Genomic DNA, 12,895 nt, shown 5'->3' with positions numbered 1-12,895 from the left:
ATTAAAATAGTATCTTTCCGGACTGACATACAATTAATATGAGAGAGGCCTCCTTTGTAAAACAAAATACTCCACGCTGGCAACAATTCGAGGAAATGTTAATTAGCCATCAGGCTAGTAATCCTGATCAGCTGGCAGAGCTTTTTGTTCAGTTAACAGATGATTTGTCCTACGCCCGTACACATTATCCAAATAGCCAGACAACTTTATATCTGAATAATCTTACAGCGAAAGTCCATCAATCTATTTATCGGAATAAGAAAGAAGATAAGGGCCGATTGATTCGCTTTTGGAAAGAAGAATTGCCTTTATTAATGTATGCTTCCCGCAAACAGTTATTATATTCGTTTCTTATATTCTTTATATCTGTAATTATTGGAGCTGTTTCAGCTGCTCATGATGATAGATTTGTGCGATTGATACTTGGTGATGGATATGTTGAGATGACATTGGATAACATAGAGAAAGGAGACCCTATGGGGATATATAAACAGGAAGGAGAAACCCTGATGTTTTTAGCAATTACTAAAAATAATATAATGGTTTCATTTATAACATTTGTATGGGGTGGATTTCAGGGAATAATGCCAGTATTTCTTTTGCTTTCTTTTGGAACAGGAATTTCATTGGTCAATAATGGAATAATGTTGGGGGCCTTTCAGTATTTCTTCTATCAAAAGGGATTATTACTGGAATCTGCACTTACAATATGGATACATGGTACATTGGAAATCTCTGCTATCATTATTGCTGGATGTGCAGGTATAGTAATGGGGAATGCTGTCTTCTTTCCTGGCACATATACCCGAATGGAGTCTTTTAAACGGGGTGCAATGACTGGGATGAAGATTGCCGTAGGAATAGTTCCTATATTTATCGTTGCTGGATTCCTGGAAGGCTTTGTTACCCGACATACGGAAATGCCTATTGTTTTGAAACTGGCTATTATTCTTACATCTGCCTTCTTTATAGCCTATTATTTCGTTATTTATCCTATGCAATTGCATAAGAAGCAACTAGCAATGAATATTGAAGAATAGAGTTGAATAGCTTCTACAAAAAAACTCATGAACACCCAGAAAATACAATTTCAGCAAATCCGTGACTTTGGACAGGTATTTAATGCCGGATTTGCATTTATGCGTGGGCACTTCTTTCGCATTTTTAGGTATCTGTTATCTATAGGTGGCCCTTTCCTGTTGGTAGGAGTAGGTGTAACAGCCTTACTAATGATTCGCATGCAAAGTTGGTCTACATCTGTTAATACAGGAGGAGGTGTTTTGCCGTTTGCATGGACAGATTTTGGAATTACATATCTGGTAAATCTTCTTTCCTTCTTTGTGGGGTTTGTAATGATAACAGCTGTTATAAATGCCTATATAAAACTATATATAGAGAGCCCTGAGGTGACTCCAAACATCCAGTTGGGAGATGTATGGAGTCAGGTCAGAAAAGATTTCTTCAGATTAGCTGGACAACTATTATTAGTATCTGTATTTGTTTTTGGTGTGAATATACTCTTTTTTGTTTCTGTAGGCGCAATTGGGGAAAGTACTATCTCTGCTGGAGCCGTTCTACTTGTTTTCTTTATAGGCTTTGGGTTGTTTATCTTTTTGATGCCTTATTTGGGCGGCGTATTAACTCCGCAAATTTATTTTGGGCAGACAAATTTCTTTAAGAATATCTCACGTACATTTTCTCTGGTTCAGGATAACTGGTGGATGACTTTGGGACTGGGTTTTGTCAATACAATTATTATGAGTACTGTATTCTTCATCTGTTTTTTCCCTTTCTACCTTATAATGATGATTTCTATAGTTTCTCAGATTAGCTCTAATCCGGGGCAAACTCCTGATTTCTCATCAATGACTGTAGTAATAGTGAGTATGATTGTATTTATGACGTTAGGATATATGGCAACTTTTATCATTCATAATGTCATGGCTGCGGTGCATTATTTTAATCTGGAAGAACGTAAAGGAGGGGGTGGCTTATTGGCTAAGATTCAGAGCATTGGATCTGGAGAAAATAGTCTGAAATCTTCTATCGATTTTTATGATGAAGAGGAAAAATATTAATGGTAAAGAGGACATCATTCTTTAGAACCAAATAGATAAAAAACTTTATTCTCTTTTTGTGCTTGTTTTATCTGGAATCAATACTCTCTGTGCAAAAAAATAATAATTCAAAATTTCAAGGCAGATTCTCTGAGCAGGTTTCTTCTATTCTGTGTCGGGTGCTATTCGTATGGAGTGTATGTCTATTTACTATGCATCTGAAGGCACAAGATACTACAATTGTAAAAGACGCAATTGTAGATTCGGTTGCCATACCTGCTACAGAAGAAGATAATCCGATCTCTGTTCATGAGCGTCAACAGTGGCGCCCGGTTGTGGCAGAACCTCAACTACAGGATACAAAACTTCGCAAGTTTGATCCTGATAAATTAAGTGATTTTGTAAATAATAGTGATTATCAATATGATATCAAACAACCTTCTGATCGGTTATCATGGTGGGAAAGATTTAAGGCATGGCTAATCGAATTACTGAATGGTTTATTTCGTGGGTATGATAAAGTGCCAGGTGGTGATCGTACTATCAAAATCATTGTGATTATTATCTCTGCGGGCCTTTTAATTTTTGCTTTGATAAAATTTATTGGGGCAGATCCAAAAAGCTGGTTTAAACGTTCTGCCAAGACGGATGAACTCTCACTCGAAGATGTCGAAAATGATATCCACTCAATCAGTTTCGATGAGATGATTGCAGATGCAGTAGCGAAACAACAACACAAACGTGCAATACGATTGTTCTATCTTAAATCCCTGAAACAGCTAAGTGATAGAGACTGGATCGACTGGCAACCCTATAAAACTAACTATGAGTATGTAAAGGAACTCAAGAAAAACGAGTTACTTGGAGATTTTAAACAGCTGACTTATTTATTTGAATATATATGGTATGGTGATTTCCAGCTGGATGCGGTTTCATTTAAAGAAGCTGAACAACGATTTTCTGGTTTTGAGCAAAAAATGAGGATAATGTAAATAAATAACGCTACTCTCTGACCAAAGCTTTACAGAATCTTCTTATGATTATTACTAATGAAAAAATATAGCGCACCTCTTTTGTTTTTTGGAATAGCAATCACTCTGTTGATTATGCTTCAGGTGAGCTCCCCACGACCAATTGACTGGACTGAGAATTACTACGCACAGGATAAAAGACCCTATGGAGCAAAGGTATTGGTTGATATGCTTCCATCACTTTTTCCTAAACAAAAAGTCAATATTCCTCAAACTTCACTCTATAAACGCAGGAAGCAGCTTAAACAGGGTAATTATTTGTTTGTAAACAAGAACTTCTTTTTGCGCCGAAGTGATTTGCATTTGTTGCTTGATCTGGTATATAAGGGAAGCAATGCGTTTATTGCGGCGTCAAGCCTCTCCAGAGAGTTAGAAGATACACTGGATATTGAATCCAAATATGTGTGGGCAGCATCGAATGTAAAGATAAATTTTACAGATCCTAAAATGCATAGTTCACACTCATTTGATTATACGCATATCAATTACCTATATGGTATTCTCAGGGAAGACTCTGCAACTTCAATACCTCCAATACAATTAGGAACAGTAGAAATTAGTGATATTGACATTCGCAATAAAAATACAGGTAAACCAAAGACTGCAACTAATTTTGTTGCAATTCCCTGGGGCAAAGGCTATTTCTTTATCCATACAATGCCACAGGCATTTTCCAACTACAATATGATTCATCCTGAGAATGTAGCGTATATAGCCAAAGCATTCTCATACTTACCCGAGCAGGAAGTATTTTGGGAAGACTTCTATACAGAAGACACGTATGCCTCTACGTATGTATCAAGAACAGAGGATGGAGAAGCGGAGGAAGGATCATATGACACCCCAACTGAAGAAGATCGCTGGGATGATTCAAAAATGACACCCATCCGAAAAAATGAAGAGCAAGGCGAAAGCCAATCCGTATTTCGCTTCTTGTTATCTGAGCCTTCACTAAAATGGGCATTCTATCTGACTTTGTTGTCTCTGGTATTATTTGTTTTCTTTGAAGCAAAACGCCGGCAGCGTATTGTTCCGATCATAAAGCCATTGGCAAATACTACGCTGGAATTTACAGAGACAATTGGAAGATTATATTTTCAACATCAGGATCATAAAAATATTGCTGATAAGAAGATTACCTATTTTCTGGAATATATACGTACACGTTTTTACCTGAGTACACATCAGATAGATGATGAATTTTATATTTCTCTTGCCCGGAAAAGCGGATACGATAAAGAAGAAATTATATTACTATTCAGATATATTCAGTATATCCAGAAACAGGGTATTATCACAGAAGAACAACTCCTTGATCTGAATCGGAGAATCCAGAATTTTATCAAATAATATACTAACGGTGTCTAAATAATCTAGCAATCATTCATAAACAGAATTTATTAATGAACGAATTTGAAGCACGCACAGACCTGAGCCAGTTAAGGGATGCTGTTGACCAGGTGAAAACTGAAATTGGAAAAGTAATTGTAGGGCAGGAAGAAATGATAGAATTACTGCTAGCTGCTATCCTGGCAGATGGTCATGCACTTATAGAAGGAGTTCCCGGTGTAGCCAAAACTTTGACGGCCAAGCTGATTGCCAAGACGGTATCTGTTGGATTTTCTCGCATTCAGTTTACTCCCGACTTGATGCCTTCAGATGTGTTGGGAACTCAGGTATTTAATCAGAAAAGTTCAGAGTTTCAGTTTAAACAAGGGCCTATCTTCTCAAATATTGTTTTGATCGATGAGATAAACCGCTCTCCTGCAAAAACACAGGCTGCTTTATTTGAGGTAATGGAAGAACGTCAGATAACGGTTGATGGTACAACGTATTTGATGGATGCTCCTTTCCTTGTATTAGCAACTCAAAACCCAATAGATCAGGAGGGAACCTATCGGTTACCAGAAGCTCAGTTAGACCGTTTTTTGTTTAAGATAGATGTAAAATACCCTAACTTGGATGAAGAAATACAAATTCTAACACAGGCACATTCTCGAACATCTCATACTGCAATAGAAGAGGTAAATCCTGTGCTTACAGTTGAACAGATTGCCCAATATCGTCAGCAAGTGAAAGAGCTTCGTGTGGATGCCAGCCTCATCCGGTATATTGCTCAGATTACAAATAACACCCGGAATAGCCTTTCATTATCATTGGGTGCATCTCCACGGGCTTCGTTAGCTATATTGAATACGGCTAAAGCAATTGCAGCTATTAGGGGACGTGATTTTGTAACGCCTGAAGATATTAAACGTGTCACGATTCCTGTACTTCGCCATCGGGTGATGCTGACTCCTGAAAGAGAAATGGAAGGTGTAATAGCTGATGATATTATAAAACAGATTCTGGATGGTATTGAAGTACCCAGATAACAGTTGACAAGTGTTTCTGGCATTTTAACGTATCTGTGTGTTTTGACAGAACGATTCTTCTGAAATACTACAGATAGTAATAGCTTATGATACGATCTCTATATATCAACAATCGTTTTTTTATTGTAGTCATTGCAATTATCGGACTGTGTTGTCTGGGCTTTGCCTATCCATTTTTTTTCACAATAGCTCAGGTAAGCCTATTGGTTGTAGGTTTTTTGTTGATTGCAGATATTCTGCTATTATACCGTCAGAAAAATGGAATAAGAGCAAAACGAAGTGTACCCGAAAAGCTATCCAATGGAGATGATAATCCAATAGATATTTCTTTGCAAAATGGATATGGATTTCCTGTTACAATCCGGATGGTGGATGAAGTACCATTCCAGTTTCAGTTGCGGGATATGGATCTGCGGTTAACACTGCAAGCTAGAGAGAACAAACAAGTGCGATATACATTACGACCAGTAAAAAGAGGAGAATATCAGTTTGGTGCACTTAATATTTTTGTTTCTGGAATAATCGGATTGGTTCGAAGACGATATATCTTTGATCAGGGCGAATCTGTACCTGTATATCCATCTTATCTGCAAATGAGAAAATATGAGCTTCTGGCTATCTCAGATCGTCTGACCGAAATGGGAATTAAGAAGATCAGGAGGATAGGGCAGAACCGCGAATTTGAACAGATAAAAGAATATGTTCAGGGTGATGATATCCGGACCATTAACTGGAAAGCTACTGCACGACGTAATAACCTCATGGTGAATCACTACCAGGACGAGAAGTCACAAAACGTATATTCAGTGATTGACAAGGGGCGAGTTATGAAGATGCCATTTGAAGGAATGAGTCTGGTAGATTATGCAATCAATGCAAGCTTAGTACTTTCTAATATCGCAGTTCTGAAAGAAGACAAAGCCGGTATTATTACTTTTAATCATACTATAGGAACCGTATTACCTGCAAGTCGTAGTAATCTGCAGATGAAAAGTATCCTTGAGGTTTTGTATAATCAACGTACCAACTTTAAGGAATCAGACTATGAGTTGTTATATACCCGCATCCGGCGAGTAATTACCCAACGAAGCCTGGTAATATTGTATACTAACTTTGAGACTTTATCCAGTATGGAGAGGCAACTGCCCTTTCTGGTACAGATAGCAAAAAATCATTTGCTGGTAGTTGTGTTTTTTGAGAATACTGAGTTAGCAGAAATATTAGAAAAGCCTGTATTTAATACAGAAGAAGTATACAAGCAAACAATAGCACAAAAGTTTGCCTTTGAAAAAAGACAGATTGTGAAGGTTCTACAACAACATGGTATTCATGCTGTGCTTACTCCACCACAAAAGCTAACCGTAAATACTATCAATAAATACCTGGAACTCAAAGCAAGAGGCTTGATATAAAATATGAGCTTTTCTTCTCAACAAAAAAGGATCTGGCATAACAGATCCTTTTTTGTTGGAGGAGATATTTATGTAATCCCTATTCTTATCAGACAGTTTTAATCTGCGTATCATTCACAGCAAGAGAGACATCATGCGTATAGCTCTATGCAAGCAGTGATTTTGCGGTGAATTCCGGTCAAATTTTGTTTGTGCAGTGAACTATGCGCAGCAGAGAAAATGATCGGAGTTCTAATCAAAAGCAAATTTGCTGTGAATGCTATGCAAACTCTTTATTGGTCAGGAGACCTGACTTTTCTCACTGAAAAATATTTTGCAGTGAAGAATGCACAGACAGGACATTTTTCCAAAAGAAATCTCTACCCTTTATTTATATTAATATGAATCAGGAAGACGTATTAGCCTGATATACCATAGGAACTATAAAGGATCTGCAGTGACTTTGAACGTTGTATTTATTTTCAGTTCCATTTCTGGCCAAGGCGCAGAACGAGTTACCACTTCATTTTCAAGTGTATAATTTGATTTTTTTATGTATTCATCCAGTTTTTCCTGAGTAGGGTCGAGCTCTAGTTCTTTTCCAATATTTGTAGGTATACTTATCTTGGAGGCAATCAGGACTTTGGGCAGACCATCTGCTTTAATGTATATTTTGATAGATTCAATAAAACGAAAATCGGCATCGCTGGGTGAAGTAATGGTTAGTTTAAGTTTTTCGAGGACAATATTTTTAACCAGATTTGCATTAGTACCTTCGTTTTCAAATGTCTGACTTGAGTTAGAGGTAATGGATGGTGTAGGGACAATGTTATTGAAAACAGGATTTACCAGATTGGCTCCTGGTATTGTACAGGTTGACTCATTGTTAATCCGGAAAGTGAGCAATCGATCCAGTTGATCTTTGCAGCTATAGCCTAAGAAGGAAATAAAGAGGGTAATGGCAAGTACAACTTTTTTCATAAAAGAACTAAAGGTTAGATAGATAATATGTTGAGGAGTGTATCTTACAAACTACGCAAAAAACAGAAACATGGTTTTCGCACTTTTGCAGTTTATAGAATATGTGTAAGAAAGTTTTGAAACTGATCAGTTTTATTAAGATCTATCTAAAAGTTTGATAGAGAGTGAAATGGCAAAAATCCTGAGTAAAAAGGAAAATTTAGATTGTGAAGACAAATTTTGCTTTGGTGCTGTAAATAAAAGAAAGTACTGAGATAAGTTTCGAAAAGAGAGGCGAAAGGGTTATAAAAATACAATTTGGCAGCAGAAACAAATCTGTTCTTACGTTTTGATCACGATAATTTATTACTTTAGGGTTTATAAATTGAAAAACTTTCTGCAATCTTTGTATAAAGAAAGTTTTGTTAAAGTGCTTTTTCTGAATCTGGTAAGGAAGTAGCATATAAAATGTCAACTCATTATGACACAAAAGATTGTTTGGGGACTACTGGCTTTGTCTCTTTTGTTGTCCTCTTTCTCTGGTAAACTGCCTGTAAGCTCGATACAGCCATACTCTTCCAAAGCAGCCAAGGCTGCCAGCGCCTATCCTTTCATCAAGCAGGATAAAAATCAGATTATAACGTATCATGGTGAATCTATGAAGTACTTCTATGCTTCATTAGATTCTCTTAGTCATCATACCAAACAGAAGGTTAATGTTATTCATATAGGCGATTCTCATATACAGGCAGATTTCTTTTCAGGACATTTACGTGAAATGCTTCAGGCAGATACTCTATTTGGCAATGGAGGACGTGGTTTGGTATTTCCTTATAATGCCGTTCGTACCAATGCTCCAGACAATCTGAAAATTGCCTATACAGGTATATGGGAAGGATGTCGTAATATTTCAAGAGATAAAAGCTGTAATTGGGGACTCGCAGGAATTACAGCTACTACCTATAGTCCTGTTGCAACCTTAACTATAGATCCTACAACAAAGGCTGTATTGCCTTACTCTTTTACAAAGGTTCGGATATTTTTTGATACGCGTGATTCTACAAACTTCCTGTTAAAGATTCTAAACCAGGATACTCCGCTAAATATAAAGCTGGAGGACGGATATGCGATACTGGAATTACCTCAGCCCACTACCAGTATTACACTTGGATTTGAAAAAAGCAGTGAAGAGCAAAATCATTTTACATTACAAGGTATTGCACTTGAAAATGATCAGCCTGGTATACAATACCATTCCGCAGGTGTGAATGGAGCAGAAGTGACTTCTGTACTTCGTATGCCTTCTCTCGAAAAAAATATTGCTGTATTAAAACCTGATCTGGTAATTATTTCGCTTGGTACTAATGATGCGTTTCGCAATCTGGATACTAAATTGTTTAAGCGTAATTACGGCGAGTTGATTCAGCGCATTCGTCGTGCCAGTCCTCATACGTCTATTCTATTAACAACTCCTGGTGATAATCTACGAGGAAAGAAATATGTTAATCCTGACAATGCCAAAGCAGTAAAAATAATGAATGAGTTGGCTGAAGAAACAGGTGTAGCTGTATGGGATTTTTATGAAGTAATGGGCGGCTTACAGTCAATTAAACGTTGGTATGTAAACAAACTGGCTGCCTATGATAAGGTGCATCTGACTCAGCATGGATACATGCTTCAGGCAGAACTTCTGTATGATGCATTGTTAAACGATTATGAAACCTATAAGCATAATAAAGAAGGTCGGCCGTTAGCTGCAGGTGGAGGAAAATAATAAGTCATAGAAATGAATACAGATGTTGAGTAAGCAGATATTTATCTGCTTATTTGCATTTATATACAACTCGGTTTCAAGTAAATACACTCGTTAAACTCTAATTCTGAATAAAAATTGCTTACACTTAAAGACATCTTTAGTTTTGATCCGCAACATCCTATGATCTTTACGACACCTTTATTCTGGGTGTTTTTTGGTGCGGTTCTATTAATTTATCAGTTTATTTATCCAAACCATACTTTACGCAATGTGTTTTTATTGGTTTTCAGTGTCTTCTTTTACTATAAATCAGTAGGTTATTTCTTTGTATTACTGATTCTGACTGCCATAATTGATTATACAATGGGTTGGCAGATTTATCGGACACAGACTAAATGGAAGAAGAAAGTCTTCATTGTGCTGAGTTTATGCTTAAACCTGGGTTTGCTTTCTTATTTTAAGTATGCCTATTTTTTTGCCAGTATTTTGAACGAAACATTCGGATGGCATTTACAACCAATTGACTATCTGGCTGTATGGTCTAATGCCTGGACAGGGGGTAAGCTGGACATTTTTAAAATTATAGCCCCAGCCGGAATCTCATTTTATACATTTCAGAGTATCAGTTATTCAGTTGATATTTATCGGGGACATTTGACACCGGTAAAGAGTTTCTGGGATTTTGCCTTCTTTGTTAGTTTCTTCCCACAGCTTGTTGCAGGGCCTATTGTTCGTGCAGTAGATTTTGTCCCTCAGATTGATAAACCATATAAAGTTAGTGCAGAGGAATTTAACCATGCTATCTATCTGATCGTAGGTGGATTGGTTAAAAAGATTCTGGTATCGGATTATCTGGCAGCTAATTTTGTTGACCGGGTTTTTGATAGTCCGGAGACATATACAGGATTTGAAAATCTAATGGCTGTATACGGATATACTATTCAAATCTACTGTGACTTCTCTGGTTATACAGATATGGCTATCGGAGTAGCTCTATTATTAGGCTTCCGCTTAACAATCAACTTTTTATCCCCTTATTCCGCTGTGAATATTACAGATTTCTGGCGGCGCTGGCACATATCTCTTTCTACCTGGTTACGAGACTATTTATATATTTCCCTAGGTGGAAACCGAAAAGGTAAAATCCGACAGTATCTCAATCTGTTTATTACTATGTTGTTGGGAGGTTTATGGCATGGAGCCAACCTGAAATTTATTATATGGGGTGGTTTACATGGCCTTGCATTAGCCTTTCACAAACTTTGGATGGATATTACAGGATCAAAAAATAAAACCTCTACAGGCTTAGGTCGTTTCATTGCCCAATTCATTACGTTTCATTTTGTAGCTTTCTGCTGGATGTTTTTCAGAGCACGTGACCCAGACCAGGGGGCATGGGGAGTGGATTGGTCAAAAGATGTATTGATGGTATGGAGGATGTTAAATCGGATTGCTTACCATTTTGAGCCTCAGTTGATCATCCAACAGATTATTGCCTATAGACTGATTTTCCTAATTATGATTACCGCATATCTGATTCACTGGTTACAACGTCAGACAAAAGAGACATTTGAAGGCTGGTTTGGGGCAGTGCCTGATTTTGTGAAAGCTGCTATCATTGTTTGTATTATAATGGCACTTTATCAGGTTAAAACAGATACTCAACCATTTATTTATTTCCAGTTCTAAGTTGACTTAACACTCTGTATGTATAAAAGAAAAGGTGCAGCATTGGAGAATGCTGCACCTTTTCTTTTATAGGGTTACTTAGCAAAGTTCAGATTAATGTCCGCCACCGCTAGTTGTAGTACTTTCATAATCTATACCTTGAGATTTAAGTATTCCTTTAACACGGGCTGCATACCAGGCAAGGTAAACAAAGCACACAACAGGCACCCAGTAAGATTGTTGGATACCAATTGATCCCGATAACCAGCTTTGAAACATAGATACAAAACCACCGCCCATGATCATCATAATAAGGAATGCAGATCCTTGAGGTGTATTTTTACCTAATCCTGCAATTGCCAATGTAAAGATACATGGCCACAAAACTGAACAAAACATACCACCACTAATCAATGCATATAATGCAATTTTTCCACTTCCCAAAATACCTATTATAGTAGCTATAGCGCCGAAAGAGGCAAAAGTCAATAGCATTTTGGCTGGTTTATCCTGACTAATGAAGAACGCAATAATGATTGCTAACACACATACTGAATAAATATAAAGAGGCGTTAACTCTGTACCCCGAATAAAGTTGATCAACAAATAAACACCAAACGCAATATAGGGGACAACAACAGTCAATACTTTACGCATAGTTGGGCTTGGGTTAAATACACTTACACCGGCAGTCCAACGTCCAATCATTAAACTAGCCCAGAATAAAGAGACATATGGTGCGAGTTCATCTTCACGCAATCCATCTTCCACACGTAGATATTCTCCCAGATTAGAACCAATGGTCACTTCTGCACCAACATATAAGAATATCGCAATCATTCCTAAAACCAGTTGTGGGTATTTTAGTGCAGCAAATCCGCTATCACTTGGAACATCCTGAGTCACAGACGGGAGCTTGATTAGCCAGAAAAATACAGCAAAGAAGAAAAATAATGCACCCAGAATCAAATATGGGGCTTTAACAGAATCTACTGTTGCGTCTGCACCTGCTCCGGATGAAATAGATCCGAAAATAGCATAGCTGACGAGAATAGGTCCTAGAGTTGTACCAAAGTTATTGATTCCGCCCGCAAAGTTTACACGTTGAGAACCTGAGTTAGGATCACCTAGCAAAATGGCAAATGGCTGAGCAGCTGTTTGCTGTAATGAAAATCCTAACCCTACCACAAACAAACCTGTTAAAAGCAATGCATATGAGTTAGCCTGAGCAGCAGGATAAAATATAAGTGCACCAAATCCTGATATTAACAAGCCAATAGCGATACCATTTTTGTATCCGATTTTATTTAATAAATCAGCCTTTAATGCTTTACTGATCAGAAGGTATATGATAGAGCCTACTGTATAAGCAATATAAAAGGCAAAGCTTACTAATTGGGCTTGCCATTGTTCCAGATCAAAAAACTTTTTAAATACAGGAATTAGAATATCATTGGCGGCAGCCACAAATCCCCAGAAGAAGAAGACGGTTACCAAAATAAAAAACTGGGGATGAGTACCAGTTTTAGTTTGCTCTTTAGTTATAGACATAATTATTGATTGAGGTATAAGTTACAGAGTCGTAAAAATATCCAAAAAAAACTAAATAAAAACGAAATGGAGATATTTAGAATAATTGAAATAGCCTATTTGTCTG

The 12,895-nt window shown here is 37.2% G+C and carries 10 protein-coding genes; 8 read left to right on the top strand and 2 right to left on the bottom strand.

Annotation, left to right across the window (positions count from 1 at the left end):
* Positions 1–38: 38 nt before the first annotated feature.
* The 6 genes from QNI22_RS24855 (at position 39) to QNI22_RS24830 (ending at position 6,875) form a co-directional block, all read left to right on the top strand.
* Positions 39–1,040: a stage II sporulation protein M gene (locus QNI22_RS24855; protein ID WP_314514725.1), complete on the top strand. Its 1,002-nt coding sequence runs from the start codon at positions 39–41 to the stop codon at positions 1,038–1,040.
* 27 nt (positions 1,041–1,067) lie between these two features.
* Complete coding sequence (locus tag QNI22_RS24850; protein WP_314514723.1) at positions 1,068–2,078, top strand: hypothetical protein; 1,011 nt, start codon at positions 1,068–1,070, stop codon at positions 2,076–2,078.
* 191 nt (positions 2,079–2,269) lie between these two features.
* Entirely contained in the window at positions 2,270–3,049 is a 780-nt protein-coding gene (locus QNI22_RS24845) for a DUF4129 domain-containing protein (protein ID WP_314514720.1), read from the top strand.
* Between the two features lie 57 nt (positions 3,050–3,106).
* Entirely contained in the window at positions 3,107–4,438 is a 1,332-nt protein-coding gene (locus tag QNI22_RS24840; RefSeq protein WP_314514717.1) for a DUF4350 domain-containing protein, read from the top strand.
* A gap of 53 nt (positions 4,439–4,491) precedes the next feature.
* Positions 4,492–5,463 (top strand): AAA family ATPase, encoded by a 972-nt coding sequence (locus tag QNI22_RS24835; protein ID WP_314514713.1) that lies wholly within the window; start codon positions 4,492–4,494, stop codon positions 5,461–5,463.
* Positions 5,464–5,549: 86 nt separating this feature from the next.
* The gene (locus QNI22_RS24830) at positions 5,550–6,875 is read left to right on the top strand and encodes a DUF58 domain-containing protein (protein WP_314514711.1); all 1,326 of its coding nucleotides are present in this window, start codon (positions 5,550–5,552) and stop codon (positions 6,873–6,875) included.
* A 420-nt stretch (positions 6,876–7,295) separates the two neighbouring features.
* Here the strand turns inward: QNI22_RS24830 and QNI22_RS24825 are convergent, their stop codons facing one another.
* The gene (locus QNI22_RS24825; RefSeq protein ID WP_314514710.1) at positions 7,296–7,835 is read right to left on the bottom strand and encodes a hypothetical protein; all 540 of its coding nucleotides are present in this window, start codon (positions 7,833–7,835) and stop codon (positions 7,296–7,298) included.
* 460 nt (positions 7,836–8,295) lie between these two features.
* On the opposite strand from QNI22_RS24825, the gene QNI22_RS24820 reads away from it, so the two are divergent.
* Together QNI22_RS24820 and QNI22_RS24815 are read left to right on the top strand one after the other, a co-directional pair.
* Positions 8,296–9,588 carry a GDSL-type esterase/lipase family protein gene (locus QNI22_RS24820; protein ID WP_314514709.1) on the top strand — a complete coding sequence of 431 codons (1,293 nt, stop codon included), beginning with the start codon at positions 8,296–8,298 and terminating at the stop codon, positions 9,586–9,588.
* Between the two features lie 117 nt (positions 9,589–9,705).
* Entirely contained in the window at positions 9,706–11,259 is a 1,554-nt protein-coding gene (locus QNI22_RS24815; RefSeq protein ID WP_314514708.1) for an MBOAT family O-acyltransferase, read from the top strand.
* Positions 11,260–11,352: 93 nt separating this feature from the next.
* Here QNI22_RS24815 and QNI22_RS24810 read toward each other — a convergent pair whose 3' ends face one another.
* Positions 11,353–12,789 (bottom strand): MFS transporter, encoded by a 1,437-nt coding sequence (locus tag QNI22_RS24810; RefSeq protein ID WP_314514706.1) that lies wholly within the window; start codon positions 12,787–12,789, stop codon positions 11,353–11,355.
* Positions 12,790–12,895 lie beyond the last annotated feature (106 nt).

The organism is Xanthocytophaga agilis, from assembly GCF_030068605.1.
GTDB classification, from domain to species: Bacteria; Bacteroidota; Bacteroidia; order Cytophagales; family 172606-1; genus Xanthocytophaga; species Xanthocytophaga agilis.
The sequence above is the reverse complement of the archived record's forward strand: the minus strand, read 5'-3'. Positions and strand labels throughout refer to the sequence as shown.